This window comes from Bacillus sp. FJAT-50079 (genome assembly GCF_018343515.1).
Lineage (GTDB): Bacteria > Bacillota > Bacilli > Bacillales > Bacillaceae_C > Lederbergia.
Genome location: NZ_JAGYPD010000002.1, coordinates 618,875 through 637,524, shown reverse-complemented (window position 1 = coordinate 637,524; position 18,650 = coordinate 618,875). Strand labels below are relative to the sequence as shown.

18 protein-coding genes and 1 riboswitch are annotated in these 18,650 nt (G+C 37.3%); of the genes, 11 read left to right on the top strand and 7 right to left on the bottom strand.

Features of this window, described 5'->3' with window-relative positions:
• Window positions 1–56: 56 nt before the first annotated feature.
• A riboswitch (yybP-ykoY riboswitch) is annotated at window positions 57–200 on the top strand.
• Window positions 201–253: 53 nt separating this feature from the next.
• Window positions 254–1,021, top strand: a complete 768-nt coding sequence (locus KHA95_RS07060; protein WP_213136771.1) for a TerC family protein — start codon at window positions 254–256, stop codon at window positions 1,019–1,021.
• Window positions 1,022–1,110: 89 nt separating this feature from the next.
• On the opposite strand, the gene KHA95_RS07055 is transcribed toward KHA95_RS07060, so the two are convergent.
• Window positions 1,111–1,308, bottom strand: coding sequence for an alpha/beta-type small acid-soluble spore protein (locus KHA95_RS07055; protein WP_213136770.1), 198 nt, complete (start codon window positions 1,306–1,308; stop codon window positions 1,111–1,113).
• Between the two features lie 186 nt (window positions 1,309–1,494).
• Between KHA95_RS07055 and KHA95_RS07050 the strand changes: the two genes are divergently transcribed.
• Window positions 1,495–2,850 (top strand): TrkH family potassium uptake protein, encoded by a 1,356-nt coding sequence (locus tag KHA95_RS07050; protein WP_213136769.1) that lies wholly within the window; start codon window positions 1,495–1,497, stop codon window positions 2,848–2,850.
• Window positions 2,851–2,868: 18 nt separating this feature from the next.
• Window positions 2,869–3,855: a diaminopimelate dehydrogenase gene (locus KHA95_RS07045; RefSeq protein ID WP_213136768.1), complete on the top strand. Its 987-nt coding sequence runs from the start codon at window positions 2,869–2,871 to the stop codon at window positions 3,853–3,855.
• 202 nt (window positions 3,856–4,057) lie between these two features.
• Here the strand turns inward: KHA95_RS07045 and KHA95_RS07040 are convergent, their stop codons facing one another.
• Complete coding sequence (locus tag KHA95_RS07040) at window positions 4,058–5,812, bottom strand: B12-binding domain-containing radical SAM protein (protein ID WP_213136937.1); 1,755 nt, start codon at window positions 5,810–5,812, stop codon at window positions 4,058–4,060.
• A gap of 429 nt (window positions 5,813–6,241) precedes the next feature.
• On the opposite strand from KHA95_RS07040, the gene KHA95_RS07035 reads away from it, so the two are divergent.
• Complete coding sequence (locus KHA95_RS07035; RefSeq protein ID WP_213136767.1) at window positions 6,242–6,484, top strand: aspartyl-phosphate phosphatase Spo0E family protein; 243 nt, start codon at window positions 6,242–6,244, stop codon at window positions 6,482–6,484.
• 106 nt (window positions 6,485–6,590) lie between these two features.
• On the top strand, window positions 6,591–7,385 hold the full coding sequence (locus KHA95_RS07030; RefSeq protein ID WP_213136766.1) for an SDR family oxidoreductase: 795 nt from the start codon (window positions 6,591–6,593) through the stop codon (window positions 7,383–7,385).
• A 39-nt stretch (window positions 7,386–7,424) separates the two neighbouring features.
• Here KHA95_RS07030 and KHA95_RS07025 read toward each other — a convergent pair whose 3' ends face one another.
• Window positions 7,425–9,548 (bottom strand): ATP-dependent Clp protease ATP-binding subunit, encoded by a 2,124-nt coding sequence (locus KHA95_RS07025; protein ID WP_213136765.1) that lies wholly within the window; start codon window positions 9,546–9,548, stop codon window positions 7,425–7,427.
• 373 nt (window positions 9,549–9,921) lie between these two features.
• Here KHA95_RS07025 and KHA95_RS07020 point away from each other — a divergent pair, with 373 nt between their 5' ends.
• Window positions 9,922–10,956 (top strand): YkvI family membrane protein, encoded by a 1,035-nt coding sequence (locus KHA95_RS07020; protein WP_213136764.1) that lies wholly within the window; start codon window positions 9,922–9,924, stop codon window positions 10,954–10,956.
• 22 nt (window positions 10,957–10,978) lie between these two features.
• On the opposite strand, the gene KHA95_RS07015 is transcribed toward KHA95_RS07020, so the two are convergent.
• From KHA95_RS07015 to KHA95_RS07005, 3 genes are all read right to left on the bottom strand, one after another.
• Window positions 10,979–11,635 (bottom strand): hypothetical protein, encoded by a 657-nt coding sequence (locus KHA95_RS07015; RefSeq protein WP_213136763.1) that lies wholly within the window; start codon window positions 11,633–11,635, stop codon window positions 10,979–10,981.
• Between the two features lie 79 nt (window positions 11,636–11,714).
• Window positions 11,715–12,326, bottom strand: coding sequence for a CPBP family intramembrane glutamic endopeptidase (locus KHA95_RS07010; protein WP_213136762.1), 612 nt, complete (start codon window positions 12,324–12,326; stop codon window positions 11,715–11,717).
• Between the two features lie 121 nt (window positions 12,327–12,447).
• Window positions 12,448–12,639: a YkvS family protein gene (locus KHA95_RS07005; RefSeq protein WP_213136761.1), complete on the bottom strand. Its 192-nt coding sequence runs from the start codon at window positions 12,637–12,639 to the stop codon at window positions 12,448–12,450.
• Window positions 12,640–12,784: 145 nt separating this feature from the next.
• Here KHA95_RS07005 and KHA95_RS07000 point away from each other — a divergent pair, with 145 nt between their 5' ends.
• The 5 genes from KHA95_RS07000 (at window position 12,785) to KHA95_RS06980 (ending at window position 17,762) form a co-directional block, all read left to right on the top strand.
• Window positions 12,785–12,979 carry a hypothetical protein gene (locus KHA95_RS07000; RefSeq protein WP_213136760.1) on the top strand — a complete coding sequence of 65 codons (195 nt, stop codon included), beginning with the start codon at window positions 12,785–12,787 and terminating at the stop codon, window positions 12,977–12,979.
• Window positions 12,980–13,222: 243 nt separating this feature from the next.
• Window positions 13,223–13,489, top strand: a complete 267-nt coding sequence (locus KHA95_RS06995; protein WP_213136759.1) for a phosphocarrier protein HPr — start codon at window positions 13,223–13,225, stop codon at window positions 13,487–13,489.
• Window positions 13,489–15,207, top strand: coding sequence for a phosphoenolpyruvate--protein phosphotransferase (ptsP, locus tag KHA95_RS06990; protein ID WP_213136758.1), 1,719 nt, complete (start codon window positions 13,489–13,491; stop codon window positions 15,205–15,207). The genes KHA95_RS06995 and ptsP overlap by 1 nt, the downstream gene beginning before the upstream one ends.
• A gap of 709 nt (window positions 15,208–15,916) precedes the next feature.
• Entirely contained in the window at window positions 15,917–16,819 is a 903-nt protein-coding gene (locus KHA95_RS06985; RefSeq protein ID WP_481748421.1) for an NAD(P)-dependent oxidoreductase, read from the top strand.
• 34 nt (window positions 16,820–16,853) lie between these two features.
• Window positions 16,854–17,762 carry a chemotaxis protein gene (locus KHA95_RS06980; protein WP_213136756.1) on the top strand — a complete coding sequence of 303 codons (909 nt, stop codon included), beginning with the start codon at window positions 16,854–16,856 and terminating at the stop codon, window positions 17,760–17,762.
• A 337-nt stretch (window positions 17,763–18,099) separates the two neighbouring features.
• Here the strand turns inward: KHA95_RS06980 and KHA95_RS06975 are convergent, their stop codons facing one another.
• Complete coding sequence (locus KHA95_RS06975) at window positions 18,100–18,555, bottom strand: YkyB family protein (RefSeq protein WP_213136755.1); 456 nt, start codon at window positions 18,553–18,555, stop codon at window positions 18,100–18,102.
• Window positions 18,556–18,650 lie beyond the last annotated feature (95 nt).

Below are 18,650 nucleotides of genomic sequence, written 5' to 3'. Positions count from 1 at the left end.
GTTCTTGCCACATTGATAAAGATGATTTATAATGATAGTAACAAGGAAATAGTTGACATTTTGTCAAAGGGGAGTAGCGTTAGGTGTGATCAATCGATCCACCTGAAACAAAGTCGTCATTTCGTGAATTTATTTCACCGGCTTTGTTGACAAGAACTTTGTCTAGCAAGACCTTTGCCTATTACGGCAAGGGTCTTTTTGTGTTTTTATCCATATGACCAAAAGCCCTTGCCAAACAAAGGGAGGAAATTTTATGGATATGTCAATGGTTTTAGAGTATGGATGGGTATTGCTTGTACTAATTGGTCTTGAAGGGATTTTAGCCGCTGATAATGCGGTTGTTATGGCCGTTATGGTTAAGCATCTACCAGAAAAACAGCGAAAAAAAGCTTTGTTTTATGGGCTAGTTGGAGCGTTTATTTTTCGCTTCGCCGCATTATTCGCGATTACGTTTCTTGTAAATGTATGGCAAATCCAAGCGATAGGTGCAGCTTATTTAATCTTTCTTTCAGTTCATCATATGATCAAACACCGGAAAAATAGTGAGAAAGAAAAAACAAAGGTGAATGTTTCCAAAGGCAGTTCGTTCTGGATGACGGTATTAAAAGTAGAAATTGCAGACATTGCTTTTGCGATAGATTCGATGCTTGCCGCCGTTGCACTTGCTGTCACATTAAAGCCTACTGGACTCTTCCACATCGGGGGAATTGATGCTGGGCAATTTATCGTCATGTTGCTAGGTGGACTCATCGGTGTAATTATTATGCGCTTTGCCGCAACATCATTCGTAAAATTGCTCGCACGCTATCCAGCCCTTGAAACAGCAGCCTTTTTAATCGTCGGTTGGGTCGGAGTGAAATTAACCGTTTTTACCCTTTCACACCCGCAAGTACAGATCTTAAATGAGCATTTCCCTGAATCAGCAGGGTGGAAAATGACGTTTTGGATTGTGTTGATCGGTATTGCAGCTGGTGGATATTTTGTCTCGAAAAAACAAGCTGCTGTATTACAAGAAAACTAACAAAAGCCGTTTGTCTTCATCATATGCAATTGATTTCTTTTTGTTCAATCGGAAAAAGGTCGTCCCTAAACTTGGGCGACCTTTTATTATTATTTACTATATCCCTTTAATTGGGCTTGTGCTTGCTTCACAAGTCTTTTTGTAATTTCACCGCCAACAGATCCGTTGCCTCTCGCAGCCGTGTCAGAGCCGAGTGTAACGCCAAATTCTTGAGCAATTTCATATTTCACTTGATCTAAATATTGTTCAATCCCGGGAACGAGTAATTTATTGCTTTGTCTTGCCATGATCATCTCTCCTTTGAATTTCTTACTACTAGTATGAGTTTTTTTTGAGAAAGCATGTCTGGAAAATGTGAGGGGAATTGTCTTTAATATGAATCAGGGGCAATCATTACGTGAATTTAGAAATTGACATAATTGGTTTTTTCTTTAATATAGAAGAATAATGGTTAAGAATGGAGATCATATTGAATGAACCGAATTGGAAGATACCCGATATCAAGGTTAACACCATTTCGAATTATCGTATCGTACTATTTAGTTACGGTGATGTTTGCGGCCGGCCTATTAAGCCTCCCGTTTGCCCGTCAGGAGGGTGCGGAATGGTCGTTTATGGATGCGGTGTTCACAGCTGCGAGTGCTGTGAGTGTAACTGGATTAAGTACAATTAGTATTCCTGATACGTTTACGAGTGCGGGAATTTTTATGCTTATGTTCGTCCTGCAAATTGGTGGAATTGGCATTATGACAATTAGCACCTTTTTTTGGCTGATCTTAGGCAAAAAAATCGGATTGAAGCAGAGACAATTAATTCGTACAGATCAAAATCAATTAAATTTAGCGGGGCTCGTTGAACTTTTAAAGCAAATTTTATTCTTAATTTTACTCATTCAAGCAATTGGTGCATTCGTACTCGGTGCTTACTATTTAAAATATTTTCCTACGTGGCAGGAGGCGTTTCTTCAAGGATTATTTGCCTCTGTAAGTGCAACGACAAACGCTGGATTCGATATTACTGGTCAGTCGTTAATCCCATTTGCAAAGGATTATTTTGTTCAATTTGTAACGATGATTCTCATCATTTTAGGTGCGATCGGATTTCCGGTATGGATTGAAGTGAAAAAGTTTATTTTACATAAGGATGAGAAGCGAAGGTTTAAGTTTAGTTTATTTACAAAAATAACAACATCAACTTATTTTTTATTGCTAGCATTTGGTGCCATAATTATTTTCATTTTTGAGTATGGCCGATTTAGTGCAGATAAATCATGGCATGAATCGATTTTTTACGCATTATTTCAATCGACAACGATGAGAAGTGCGGGGCTTTTAACATTAGATATTAACGAGTTATCATTGCCGACGATTTTATTTATGTCTGCACTTATGTTCATCGGAGCCTCGCCGAGTTCGGTTGGAGGTGGAATCCGAACAACGACCTTTGCAGTAAATATTTTATTTCTTTATCATTTTGCAAAAGGAAACACGACGATTAAAATTTTTCGGCGAGAAATTCATCATGAAGATGTATTAAAATCACTTGTTGTTTTATTGCTTGCTGTTATTTTATGGAGCTCTTCTGTTTTGATTCTTGCCATAACAGAGGATGCAAGTTTGATCGCGATTATTTTTGAAGTCTCTTCAGCGTTCGGAACTTGCGGTGCTTCTATGGGCATTACACCTGATTTATCTATGATTGGAAAATCGCTGCTGATTTTGTTAATGTTTATTGGGAGAATAGGTATTTTATCATTCTTGTTAACACTTGGAACAAATGAAAAAGCGCCGGATTATCACTATCCGAAAGAGCGAGTCATTATTGGCTAACATGAGGGGGAGTACAAAATGGAAAAGAAAATTAATATTGGTATTGTCGGCTATGGAAACTTAGGCAGGGGAGTGGAGGCTGCAATTCAAAAAACGGCTGATTTACAGCTAGTCGCTGTATTCACAAGACGTGACCCAAACTCTGTCACCCTTCTAGATAAGAGTGTACAAGTTTTATCGATTGCTGATGCCGAAAAATACAAAGACAAAATTGATGTCATGATTTTATGCGGTGGCTCGGCAACTGATTTACCTGAACAAGGTCCTGAATTTGCAAAACAGTTTAATACGATTGACAGCTTTGATACACATGCGAAGATTCCGGAATATTTTGCTGCAATTGATGAAGTGGCAAAAGCAAGTGGAAAAACGAGCATCATTTCTGTTGGCTGGGATCCGGGCATGTTCTCGATGAATCGTTTGCTTGGAGAAGCGATTTTACCTGTTGGAGAAACGTATACGTTCTGGGGGAAAGGCTTAAGCCAAGGTCATTCAGATGCGGTGCGTCGAGTTGATGGAGTAAAGGCCGCTGTCCAATATACAATCCCGATTGAAGAAGCCGTTAACCGAGTTCGTAACGGGGAAAATCCTCAGCTTACTACGAAGGAAAAGCATTTACGTGAATGTTATGTTGTCGCTGAAGCTGGAGCAGATCAAGCGAAAATTGAAAATGATATAAAAACAATGCCGCATTATTTTGCTGATTATCATACAGAGGTGCATTTTATTACGGAAGATGAAATGAATGCGAATCATTCAAAAATGATGCACGGAGGCTTTGTGATCCGCAGTGGGGAAACTGGGAGCGGAAATAAACAAATTGTTGAGTATTCACTAAAGCTTGATAGCAATCCAGAATATACAGCGAGTGTATTAGTTGCCTACGCACGAGCAGCATTCAAATTAAATGAAGAAGGACAAGCAGGAGCAAAAACCGTATTCGATGTGCCAATTGGACATCTTTCACCTAAATCACCTGCACAATTAAGAAAAGAATTATTATAATTGTTTTATGAAGAAAGGCTCAAATCTGGATTGATTTGAGCCTTTCGTTTGTTTCGTTGGCTAAGCTGGTATTGCCTTTGTCGCTGGAAATAGAGGGACACGAGAGTGAGTCACATTGCCGAGTCGCTAGAAATAAGCAGCAACGGTCACTGAAGAGCGATAAAAAAATCGAGCGTTGTAGCTGAACAACGCTCGATTTCGTTTATCCGTTTACCTGTTGATGAAGAGGATAAAAACGGGAACTTCCATCTTCGGGATGGAAATGGATTAATGCAAGTGACGGTTTTTTTATGATTTCTCCATGATTTATATATGTGCTAATGCAAAAAGGGAAGTGTTCAAGTAAAGTATGTTTATACAGATCTCTCTCGTTTAGCTTAATATTAGTAAAATCCCTGTCAACGATTGAAGAATTGGCTAAAATCGATGAATAAATCGCCGAACGACTTTGACGGTTGAGTTCAATATCCCACCAAGCTTTCCGCGGCTTATAACGATGATTTTTCAAATAGTCATATTTCATTAATCCTTCGGCTATATTTGTATTCGGAATATGATGATCAAGGAGAAATTGACGAAGTCTTTTATATAAATCCTCTAGCTGATGCCCAATTCGTGACCAGCCTTTCTCCTCCCAATATGTACCGAACTGCTGGAAAAAATCAAAAGGCGTTTCAAAACAATTATAGGTTAAATAAGTAACTGTGTGATCCATGCGATGGTCATTCCAATATTTTTCTAATACATCTTCGACTTGTTTAATCCGAACGATGTCTTCAAAATCAATGACATGATTGCCAAGGATTTCATATGGGGCATGGTCCATATACGTATAACCATAATCCTTTGCATGAATCCGTAACCCAGTCCCGCGCAGCATTTTTAAAAAGCCGAGTTGCAGTTCCTCAGGCCCAAGGATGAATACATCATTAAACGTTTTGCGAAAAGAGTCATAATTCTCTTCTGGTAGACCAGCAATTAAGTCAAGATGCTGGACGATTTTGCCGCCTGACTTCACCATATTGACTGTTCGCGATAGTTTTTCGAAGTTTTGGCGCCTTTTTACGAGTTCGTTTGTTAAGTCATTTGTCGATTGAACCCCAATTTCAAAACGAAAAAGTCCTGGCGGTGCTTCTTTATTTAAAAAATCTATGACCTCAGGGCGCATAATGTCCCCAGTAATTTCAAATTGAAAAACAGTACCAGGCCGGTGTTCGTCAATTAAAAATTGAAACATTTCCATTGCGTAACTACGGCTTATATTAAATGTACGGTCAACAAATTTGATCGTTTTCGCCCCATTTTCCATTAAATAGCGAATATCGTCTTTAATCTTTTCACGATTGAAATATCGAACACCTACTTCAATCGATGATAGGCAAAACTGACAACTAAATGGGCAGCCTCGGCTCGTCTCAATATACGTAATTCGTTTGGAAAGAGTGGCACGATCTTCTGGGAAGCGAAACGGTGAAGGCATTTCTCGTAAATCAATTTTATTACGTACGATATTGATCACTGGCTTTTCATCCTTCATATAGCCGATACCATGAACATTTTCAAGCTGCATGTCACCGTGTAATTCATCTAAAAGCTGTTTAAATGTTTCTTCTCCCTCACCAATGACAATATAATCAATTTCTGGTAGTCTTTTTAACCAGTAGATGACATCATAAGAGACTTCTGGCCCACCGAGCACAATTTTTATTTTAGGAAGGATTTTTCGAATAATTTCGATCACTTTAATTGTTTCCTCGATATTCCAAATATAGCAGCTAAACCCGAGTACATCTGGCTTCTTACGATATAAATCGGTGACAATATTCAACGTAGGATCATTAATCGTATATTCGACAATGTCGATCTGATAATCTGGTTCAGCATAAGATTTTAGACAGCGGATGGCTAAATTTGTATGTATGTATTTCGCGTTTAATGTCGTAGCGATAATTTTCATCAATGTTGGTGACTCCTTTTCATATATAAACTTTCCATTTCACATTAGTCTACCGAATCTAATTGAAAACCTCAATAAAAGTTAGACAAACTTTAAAATAATCAGTCGTTATCTTACAAAAATCATCAACGAGTAACAAGCAGAAAAAACAAATATTTCAAACATATTAAAAGATAAAGAAAAAGAGGTGCAGAATGAATAAATAATGTACAATGGATACTAGTTAATTTAGAAGGGGTGCTATGGGTGATTGGAGTGATTTCATAGAAATTTCATATTTATATGCAAAATATGTCTAGTTTTGCGAATCTATTTACAAATTCGACGATCCCTGAGATAATGAAAAATGTTGTGACCAAATAGGTAATTAGTATGAATTCAATAGATGGATAGTAAGAATGACATAAATCAATGGAGGAGAAAAGGTAAATGCTAGATAGTCGAAAGGAAAAAGAACATTATTTAATGCGCATTCAAATGAAACGTGAAGAAATGTGTTCCAACGGTAAAAAATATGGACTTTGTGCGAAGGAAACAATTAAAAGTAGCCAAGATTTGGATTATCTATTAAATGAATACTATCAATTGTTTCAAAAACATACATACACCAAGACTTCAACTCCTCGTAAAATATTATGGTTTTTATATAATCAACCAAAAATCTCGTCGTAATAGTTTAAAACTACCTTCACATCAAGACATTCAAACATCGCTTTTAAGATTAGATTTTTCATTCGTGGGTAAACTGACCAAAAGATAAGTGTTGGAGGGTTAGTAAATGAGTGAAAAGCAAAAATCTTTAGAAAATCAAGTAGCAATCATTACAGGCGCTTCTTCAGGAATCGGTAAAGCGGCAGCTATTCGGCTTGCAGCGTCTGGTGCAGCAATTGGATTATTAGATCTAAAAGAAGCAAGAGCCGAAAAAACAAAAGAAGAAATTTTAAATGCCGGTGGAAAAGCAAACATAGTTGACGTCGACCTGTCAGACCATAATCGTGTGAAGCAAGCGATTGATGAAGTAGTTAATCAATTTGGACGATTGGATGTTGTGTTTGCTAATGCTGGTGTCAATGGGGTTGTTACACCGATTGAAGATTTTCCACCAGAGGAATGGGATCATACGTTAACAACGAATTTAAAAAGTACCTTTTTAACAGTGAAGTATTCAATTCCGCATATGAAAAATCAAGGTGGTAGTATCATTATTACAAGTTCGATTAATGGGAATCGTAAATTTTCTGGAATAGGTATGTCAGCATACAGTAGTTCCAAGGCGGGACAAATGGCCTTTGGAAAGATGGCGGCATTGGAACTTGCTCGTTATAAAATTCGAGTAAATATTATTTGTCCCGGGGCGATCGAGACAAATATCGGAGAGAATACTCATAAAGACGAAAATAAATTAGAGAAAGTACGGATTCCTGTCGTATTTCCAGAAGGTAGTCATCCACTTGAACATCAACCGGGTAAGCCTGAGCAAGTGGCAGATCTCGTTCATTTTTTAGCCTCAAAAGAATCAAGTCATGTTAGTGGATCTGAAATATATATAGATGGGGCAGAGACGTTACTTTAGAACAATCTTTGCCGTAATGACAAAAAAGAGATTGCTGTATTATTCAGCAATCTCTTTTACTGTTACGGTAATGTTATCGTCAATGATCGATGCCATTAAAGATTTTTGATCAGGATGATCCAAAATATAATCGGCAATTTGATCTTCGAGCTGGTCTTGGATGACTCGGCGAAGTGGACGGGCGCCAAATTCTGGATGATATCCGAGTTCTACTATTTTATCTTTCACTTCTTTTGTTATTTCCATTGTAATTCCTTGTTCAGCTGTTTGCTTATTCAGCTCGGTTAATAGAATATCAACAATGGATAGAAGATGTTGTTGCTCTAATGGCTTAAATTCAACAATGCTATCAAAACGATTTAAAAACTCGGGTTTAAAGAAAGATCCGAGTGAATCAAGAATGCTCGTTTCTTTCAGTGCATTGCTTCGATCAAACCCAACTTGAATTTGTTTTATCGCTGTTCCTGCGTTGCTTGTCATAATGATTACTGTATCTTTAAAGCTGACTGTTCGTCCTTGGCTATCTGTGAGTCGGCCATCCTCAAGAATTTGTAGGAACATATGCTGAACATCTGGATGTGCTTTTTCGATTTCGTCAAGTAGAACGATGCTATACGGATTGCGGCGGACCCGCTCCGTCAATTGTCCCGCTTCATCATGGCCAACATATCCTGGTGGTGAACCGATCAATTTCGATACACTATGTTTTTCCATATATTCACTCATATCAAGACGAATATAGGCATCTTTCGTACCGAATAATTCTTCCGCTAATGTTTTCGTTAATTCTGTTTTACCTACACCTGTCGGACCAACGAATAAGAACGAACCGATCGGACGGTTTTTTGATTTTAATCCGGCTCTGCTGCGACGGATTGCCTTTGCCACCTTAGCAACCGCTTCATCTTGTCCAATTATTTTTGCTGCAAGGTTTTGCTCAAGATGCTTCATTTTTTTCTGTTCGTCACTTTGAAGTTTCCCAACAGGTATCCCTGTCTTTGTTTCGATAATTTCATGAATCTGTTCAACATCAACAAGAAGTGTTTGTTGGGAAGATACATTATTCATTTGTTTCTCGAGCTGTAATTCCTCATCTCGTAATGTAGCCGCATGTTCATAGTCTTCTTTTGATAGAGCGACTTGTTTTTCTTTTTCAATATCAGCTAAACGTTGTTGGATGTTGTCCTTGTCTGTTTCTTTCAACGTTAAATTCAATTTAGAACCTGCTTCATCCATAAGATCAATCGCCTTATCTGGTAGAAAACGATCTTGGATATAGCGATGTGAGAGCTCGACACAAGCTTTAATAGCGGCTTCACTATAAGTGACTTGATGGTAGCTTTCATATTTTTCTTTTAAGCCTTGTAATATTTCAATTGCTTTTTCAACCGTTGGTTCGCCGACTTGGACGGGCTGAAAACGGCGTTCAAGCGCAGCATCCTTTTCAATTTGTCGGTATTCCTTCAACGTAGTCGCACCAATTAATTGAAGCTCTCCACGAGCAAGTGCTGGTTTTAAAATATTGCCGGCATCCATTGAGCCTTCCGCAGAACCAGCTCCAACGAGAAGATGGACCTCATCTATGAAAAGAAGGACATTTTTTCGTTCTTGTAATTCAGCAATCAGCTGCTTCATTCTTTCTTCAAATTGACCACGTATGCCTGTGTTTGCCACAAGAGAAGCAACGTCAAGCAAATATACTTCTTTATTTTTTAATTTCGCAGGCACTTTTTGTTCAATAATTTTCAATGCTAGTCCTTCTGCGATTGCTGTTTTCCCAACCCCTGGTTCACCAATTAATACCGGATTATTTTTATTTCTGCGATTGAGGATTTCAATTACTCGTCTAATTTCCTCATCGCGGCCAATGATCGGATCAATTAAACCAGCGCGAGCCATCTCGTTCAAGTTGCGGCCAAACTGATCTAAAAATCCGTCATGAGAGCGTTTCTTTTGTTGTTGTATAGATTGCTGTGCTTGATTCGCTGAAAAACCATTTAGTATGTCATCAAAAGGGGAGCCGGAGCCACCAAATGAAGCGTTAAGCTTTTGTTGTTCAGAATGGTAACATTCTGAGCATAATGACATTTTTTGTTTTTGACCATTTATATTTACGTGGAATTGAATTGTTGCATGATTATGTTTACATTTTGTGCAAAGCATGTATCATCATCTCCATATTTGATTTTGACTAACTTTGACCATTGAGCGGAAGAAAATGTTTGACCAATATTGATCATATAATAATTATACTCTGACCTTCTTTGACTTTCAACAATTGCAACTTACTTTTTGCGTTTGTTCTTTTATAGTTTAGGTAAATTTGTTTAGAAAGGATAATATTATCACCTTCTGTATAACTATTGACTAACTTTGACCAATAAGCTAAAAAAACATTGACCAAATTTGATCATAAGTTGATTATACACTGACCTTTTCTGACATTCAATCATTTTCGCTTATTTTCTTGGATTTTTTTAAAAGCTCGTACATAGGATGAAATAAGTGGTGTTGTCTAGAAAGGAGGGAAAGTGATTTGAAAAATTGGACAGGGGCTTTTCAAATTGCCGCTGTATATGTAGGTACAGTAATCGGAGCAGGCTTTGCAACCGGGAAAGAGATCGTTGAGTTTTTTACCCGATTTGGATTTTACGGATTTCTTTCTATTTTGCTTTCCGGCTATTTATTTATTTTTCTTGGAGCAAAAATAATGATAAAAGCAATCGACATTCGAGCATCCTCATTTGAAGAATTTAATGAATATTTATTTGGAAAAAAGCTTTCTAAGATTATGAACCTTTTTATGCTAGTAATGCTTTTGGGTGTGTGTGCCGTTATGTTTTCGGGTGCAGGGGCACTTTTTCATGAACAGCTCGGCTTGTCAAAATCAATCGGTGCGATCATTACGAGCGTTCTTGCGATTGCGGTACTAATCATCGGAGCCAAAGGTTTATTTGCCGTTAATTCCTTCGTTGTACCGATATTAGTGCTTTTTTCGATTATTCTATTTTTCAAAACGATCCCAAGAATGGACTTTTTAGATTTATTTTTAGCTGTTCCTCATCATGCTACGGTATTAAAAGCCTTAGCTTCTGCGATCGCTTACGCAGCGTTTAACCTCGCGTTAGCTCAAGCAGTACTCGTCCCGATTGCAGTTGAGATGAATGATAAGCAAATGGTTCGATTGGGCGGTTATATTGGGGGCGGTTTGCTTACAATCGTGTTGATTTCCAGCCATCTTGTTTTAACAACGCTTCTTGATTTTCACTTATATGATATTCCGATGGCCGTCATTGTTGGGCAAGTGGCGAGCGGAATCTTTTTCATTTATTTATTAGTTATTTATGGGGAAATATTTAGTACGGTGATAGGAAATATGTATGGACTTGAACGACAAATTAAAAAATATATACGAATTGAAAGCGTGTGGATTTATGGAGGGATATTAGCGACGATTTATGTTATTGGACTCATCGACTATGGAACCTTATTGGGATTTTTGTATCCGATTTTCGGCTACGTAAGTATTTTGTTTTTAATTATTATGATGCTTAAGCCTCTTCATAAATAAAACAGCAGGCTAAGCTGCTGTTTTATTCAAGCGTTTCGGCCATTTTTAAAAATGGATCCTTATAATCATCATTTACTTTAGAGAAAATTGTCAGCTTAACGAAATAATCTTGCTTCGGAATGAAATACGCTGAAACCTTATCTTCATCATTGTTAGCTTCAAAGATCGAGGCTTCAGAAAGCCAATCAGAATCGCCATGACTCGTTATTTTTTCAACGTTCTCACTAACAGCAGAAAGCTGGCCTTTTATCGTTTCAATTGCATCTTCTACATTTACATCTTTCGGGAGAATTTCAATCCGCATGAAATGTACATCATTTTCTGTTAAATATAGGACGTCTTTACCTGGCTCTTCGCCTGTTAATGTATATTCAGGCAAAACATATAAGGAATAGTTTTGAAGATCACTCTCTTTAAGAAATGCGGTATCCTCGTGTGATGTTCCGTTTATTTCATAGGAAATGTTTTTTTCCATTACTCTTATTTTTTCAGAGCTTTCTTCCTCGTTATCCGCTTCCTTATCATTAACTGGCGCTTCTTCTGCACCACTAGCCTGCTCTTTCTCCTCTGTTGAAGGATCAGGTGTATCAGATGGATTGTTATTTTTCGCGGTTCCGCAGCCAACGAGCAAGATTAAGGAAAGAAATGAGCAAATAAGCAATAGCAAACCTTTTCTCATTCAATCTCCTCCTGTCTATAAGTATTATGTTTCTACATATTTAGACGCATCAAAAGCAAAAATGTTACAAAATCAATTCTCATACTAGTGGCAAAAAGATCATGAGAAGTAAATTGAATGTTAAATGAGAAATAATGAGCAGTGGCATGCTGCGTTTCCAAGCATATAAGCATCCCCATGCAAGCCCGCTAATAAAGGCAGCGATAATCAGAACAGTGTACCCAGAAAAAATAAAAGCACTTGCGTTTAGCGCAGCTGAAAGGATAATCGCTAATTTAACATTCATATATCTCATTAATTTCTTCTGAATAAATCCCCGCCAAAAAATTTCTTCACCAGGAACGATAATGAAAAATAGAACTAAATAGTGCCAAATCCACTCTAAAGAAAAATGGGAGTATATTTTAGGGATTTGCTTGCTTAATGAAGTTGGCATAAATGCAAGGAGCCAATCGCCTACAAAGAATAGTACATATAAAGCGACGCCAGACACGATTCCATAGAGGAAATTAAGTTTAGTATTTGCTTCATCATCAATCTTTTCATTTACTATTGTAATACTAATTAAAAACAGCATCGAGGCGGTATATAAATACCAAAAAACTTGTTTGCTATCAAAGGAAACGTAAATGAGTAAATAGGCAAAAAAGATACCACCAAGTAATTTATAATCTGTTATTATTTTTTTCATAAAAAAATCCTTTCTAAAATAAACCATCGTAAAAATATTTTAACAAAGATGAACGGTCTGGGCTATCCTTATCTGTAATTCAAATATTTCAGAAAGAAAAGAGCAAGCGCAATGCTTGCTCTTAGACGTTTACGGATTGCTTAACAATTTTATAATTTTTATGATTGACGACAGTTCTTTCTTCCAATTCGAGGTCACGATAATCATCCATTATCGTTAAATTGACAATGACGGAGTTTTCGTTTACTTTTTCTACGATACCTCGTAGACCGTCTTTAAATTCGACTACATTCCCAAGCTCTGCAATCTTCATTTCAATCTCCCCCTTGTTACTAATTATCTATGGCGTCGCGCTAGGAAATATGTCTTATCAAAGCGCTTTCGCATTTGTTATAGTTTGCACTATATTTTAATAAAGTGCAAGATGAAAAAAGAATCATTAAATTGGAGGGAGTAAAATGGAAATGAACGATATTGAGAATATGATCGATGAGCTTCGTTCGGGGAAAGTCAAACAGGTCGAAATAACGAAAGAAGATTTTTTGCAATTTCGTAGTGTGTTGGTTCAGCAAGAGGATTTTAAACAATTTCATGGGATTGCCAAGCATGGAGGAAATGTTGTGTATGAATATTTGTCACAACCTCGAAGCTAAACCAATTCCTTTAAGGCGATTTCTGTCCAATTGAGATGATGTATGATAAAATATAATGGAAAAGGACCTTATTCTATCGCTTTAAGGGAGGGATAGTTGATAAATCAGTAGAAAATTGTCAAGTAATGTAAGAAGAAAAAATAATCTTCATTTTTCGCTGCTGTTTGATTGACTAAACCGAGAAAATTGGCTAATTTTTAATATAAGGTTCATTATTTTATTTATTAAAAGGAGAAGATTAAAATGACAGAAAAACAATTTACAGTAATTGCAGATACAGGTATCCATGCTAGACCAGCTACTTTGCTTGTACAAACAGCAAGCAGATTTTCTTCAGACATTGAGTTAGGCTACAAGGATAAAAAAGTAAACTTAAAATCAATTATGGGTGTTATGTCTTTAGGAATTGGTAAAGGTGCAGAAATTACAATTAGTGCAAATGGAAATGACGAAGATGAAGCAATGGATAGCATTCGAGAATTATTTGAAAAAGAAGGGCTTGCTGAATAATGGTTTCGATTTTACATGGAATTGCGGCTTCAAGCGGAATTGCACTTGGTAAAGCGTACCGCTTAGTTGAGCCAGATCTATCCTTTACGAAAAACAACATCACAGATATTGATTCAGAAGTAAGTCGTTTTCATGCAAGTGTTGATGCAGCAAAGGCTGATCTAAGTATCATCCGTGAAAAAGCAGCGAAAGATCTTGGTGAAGATAAAGCAGCAATTTTTGATGCGCATCTTTTAGTTTTAAGTGATCCTGAGCTTTTATCAACAATTGAAGATAAAGTGAAAAGTGAGAGCGTAAATGCTGAATTCGCTTTAAATGAAACGGCCAATATGTTTATAACGATGTTTGAACAAATGGAAAACGAGTACATGAAAGAACGTGCGGCAGATATTAAAGACGTAACGAAACGTGTGCTTGCCCATTTACTTGGCGTAAAAATTCCTAATCCAGGATTAATCGCTGAGGAAGTCATCATCGTTGCGGAAGATTTAACTCCTTCTGATACAGCACAATTGAACAAACAGTTCGTTAAAGGTTTCACGACTGATATTGGTGGACGTACTTCCCATTCAGCAATTATGGCCCGTTCGATGGAAATACCTGCGGTTGTAGGAGCAAAAACTGCGACGGAAACAATTGAAAATGGTGATTTCATTATTGTCGACGGTGTAAATGGTCAAGTACATATTAATCCTACCGCCGAAGTAGTGAATACGTACAAAGAAGAATCGAAAAAATTAGAGTTGCAAAAGGCCGAGTGGGCTTTATTGAAAGATGAAGCGACATTTACAAGTGATGGCAAACAAGTTGAACTTGCTTCAAATATTGGAACACCTCAAGATGTTGATGGTGTACTTGCTAATGGTGGTGAAGGTGTAGGCCTATATAGAACTGAGTTTCTATATATGGAAAGGGACCAGCTACCGTCAGAAGAAGAACAATATGAAGCATATAAAACAGTTTTAGAGCGAATGGAAGGAAAGCCAGTCGTTGTTCGTACACTTGATATTGGTGGCGATAAGCATCTACCTTATTTAAACATGCCTGAAGAAATGAACCCATTTTTAGGTTTCCGAGCGATTCGACTATGCTTAGAGGAGCAAGATATTTTCCGTACACAATTAAGAGCATTATTGCGTGCAAGTGTACATGGAAACTTAAAAATTATGTTCCCAATGATCGCAACGCTTGGCGAGTTTAGAGATGCGAAAGCAGTTTTAGTAGAAGAAAGACAAAAGCTTGAACAGGCTGGAATTGCTGTTGCAGAAAAAATTGAGCTTGGTATTATGGTTGAAATCCCATCAACGGCTGTATTAGCGGACCAATTTGCGAAGGAAGTTGATTTCTTCAGCATTGGAACGAATGATTTAATTCAATACACAATGGCAGCTGATCGTATGAATGAGCGAGTTTCCTATTTGTATCAGCCTTATAACCCGTCCATTTTAAGATTAGTAAAAATGGTCATTGACGCAGCTCACAAAGAAGGTAAATGGGCTGGAATGTGTGGGGAAATGGCAGGAGATGAAATTGCGATCCCGCTATTGATTGGTCTTGGATTAGATGAGTTTTCAATGAGCGCTTCGTCCATTTTAAGGGCGAGAAGTCAAATTAAACAACTAGACCAAAGCAAAATGGCTTCATTAGCTGAAGAAGCATTGCAAAAGGATACTTCAGAGCAAGTAATGGAGCTCGTTAAACAAGCTACAACATTGTAATAAAAATGTAATGTAATTTAGGAGTATATATTAATAAAAGGTGGTATAGAATAATAATTATGATTGACGTGACTTTAATAGTCATTTCATTCTCATTTTTCCCCCTTTTTTAACCACAGGACTTGATGTCTTGTGGTTTTTTTGTTTACTTTGCGGCTAATATAAGAAAAATTGCTTTCTCGACTTATTATAATAACTTGGTATCCTCTTCTAGTTGAGATGGGGATCAGGGCAATGGATTGTAAATTCCTTGGACGGCTTAGAAATATCTACAATGGCTTACAATCCCAGCCACGGCTTAGAAAAGTCTACAATGGCTTACAAATCTCAGCCACGGCTTTGAAAAGTCTACAATGGCTTACAAATCTCAGCACGGCTTAGAAAAGTCTACAATGGCTTACAAATCTCAGCCACGGCTTAGAAAAACTCCGCAATGGCTTGCAAATCCCCCTACATGTCCATTAGTTTGCTAATTTTATCGTGTTTTGATTTTGAATTGTCCCTTGTTTGTAGAGTCTTAATCATTTTTCAGTCAGCATCTAGGTGGATACACGAAAATCATCATGTTCAAACTATTTCCTTTAAATGGAATTTTTTAAATTCAATAAAAGAACTAAAGCTTGTCAAGTTTTTTCGTATTAAAACGTTATGATCGCTTATTTTCCAACGTAATAAGAAGGAAAAGTGTTATAATGTAATAAATTTTGAAATCTCAGAACGAAGAAAGGATGAAATGTTCATGTTAAATAAAAAGAAAATTGGCTTTATTGGTCTAGGTGTTATGGGACAAAGTATGGTTAAAAATTTACTAGCGGACGGTCATCAGCTCTTTGTTTATAGTAGAACGAAAGATAAGGCGAAACAAATATTAAAAGAAGGCGCAATTTGGAAGGAAAGTCCTAAAGAAATTGCGAATAGTGTCGAAATAATAATTACAATGGTTGGTTATCCGCAAGATGTAGAAGAAGTATATTTTGGCGAAGATGGTATTTTTGCGGGAACGAGTAAAGAATTGTTTGCAGTTGATATGACTACTTCTACCCCTACATTGGCTAAAAAAATTGATAAATCTGCTCAAACGAGAGGCTGGAAAGCGCTAGACGCGCCTGTTTCTGGAGGCGACATCGGAGCGAAAAATGGAACGTTATCGATTATGGTAGGAGGAGAGAGGGAAACGTTCGCTGCTTTAAGCTCGATCTTGCAAATTCTTGGTACGAATATTGTATATCAAGGAGAAGCTGGTGCTGGTCAACATACGAAAATGTGTAATCAAATTGCAATTGCTTCAAATATGATTGGTGTTACCGAAGCATTTGTTTATGCGAAAAAGGCCGGTTTAGATCCGCATAATGTTTTAAAATCAATTAGCAGTGGAGCGGCAGGAAGCTGGTCAATGACTAATTTAATTCCTCGTGTACTACAAGAAGACTACTCACCTGGCTTTTTCATTAAACATTTTATTAAAGACATGGGGATCGCCTTGGCAGAAGCTGAACAGATGGAGCTTGAGCTTCCAGGGCTTCAGTTGGCAAAAAAAATGTACGATGCGCTTGCTGAAAAAGGGGAAGAAAACCATGGAACACAGGCATTAATTCATTATTGGAAAGATTAGATTACATACGTAAATAAGGGAAGGATTGCGAACAATGACAATCGATTCTGGAATTTTATTAGAAAGTGGCACGAATGAACTTGAAATGATTGAGTTTGAAATCAATCAGCAGAAATTTGGCATAAATGTTTTAAAGGTAAAGGAAATTATCCAGCCGTTGCCACTTACATCAATCCCACATGCACACGATAACATATTAGGGCTTATTCAATTGCGCGGAGAGGTTCTACCTGTCATTAGTATGGCAAGAGCTTTGAATATGGAGGAAAGTGACAAGCAACGTGCAAGTTCGAAATTAATTGTTGCGGAATTTAACATGCAAAAGGTTGTTTTTCAAGTTGATCATGTAAGTCAAATTCATCGAATTTCTTGGAGCGACATTGAAAAACCAGGAAATGTATATTCTGATGCGAATCATCATATTATCGGCGTCATCCAAATGTTAGATGAAATGATTTTACTGATTGATTTTGAGAAAATCGTTGTCGATATTCAACCTGAATCAGGGATTCATATGGGGAAAATAAAAAGTCTAGGTAAACGTGAACGATCGGCAAAACGAATAATTGTAGCGGAGGATTCACCATTATTACGGAATTTAATGAAAGAAACGCTGAGTGAAGCTGGATATGAAAACGTAAATTTTTTTGAAAATGGCTTAGATGCATTGGAATATTTACGAGGGATTGTAAACGCCGGAAAAGATGTTTACCAAGAAGTCCAGCTTGTTATTACAGACATTGAAATGCCTCAAATGGATGGTCATCATCTAGTTAAAAGGATTAAAGAAGATGAAGGCTTATCACGATTGCCAGTCATTATCTTTTCCTCCCTTATTAGTGATGAGCTTCGTCATAAGGGAGAAAAAGTTGGAGCAGTTGAGCAAATATCGAAACCGGAAATAGGTGAACTCGTTTTAAAAGTTGATCAACACATATTATGAATCGCTGCTTAATTAAGAAAAGTACAAGCGTGGGTTATATGCTCAAATCTCTTTGTGATTTTGCCTAACCAACAAGTGGATACGTTCGAACGAGGAGCAAAGGCTAAACCGAATGAGGGAGCAAAGGCTAAAACACCACCACGTCCTGTGGCAACGCCTTTGTAATTCGCAGAGGCACAAAGGCGTTGGTGAGATTTATATTATGTAGTGGACCTAAAAAGACATGGCGAAGTTGGCCTAGCGCAAAGGCAATCACTAGACGGTTAAAGTGGACGGAGTCTTTTTCTTTCTGTTAAAAAAGGATCTCCTAAAATGGAAATCCTCGTAAACTGGATCATTAAAAATAATCGCCTAATCGTTTGAAAACAGGTCTTTGCCTTTGTTCGGCTTGTGTCTTTTTCCTCTCCTTTATTCCGGTATAGTCTTGTAGAAGCTGTTTTGCCATATTAAGAGACATGCGGGATTTTGGGTTGCGGGAGTGTTGATCAAGCTGACCAAGATGAGGCAAGTTAGCAAAGTCCTCTTTTGTTGGTGGAATATGAAAAGTGTAATCGCCGCATTCGACAAGAACATCCGATTGTTGTTGGCTGAATCTGGGATTTCTTGAAAAATGAAGCCCGATTTTCATCGCTTTCCTTTCCGAAATCATTTTAGCGAGTGCTGCTTTTTTCAATTCGTACAAATACTTCGGATCAGTAGCTGTTTTTGCATGACGATTTACGGTGAATATTGCTTGAGAGAGGTTTGATACGGTAGGTTCTAATACAATCTGTTTTTTCGTATGAGAATTCATGCAATGACACCTTTCTATTTTTTAGTAAAAACTGAAATTATAAATATTATAACATTATATACACTTTTTGGAAAGCTCGTCCCATGGGGGAGTAG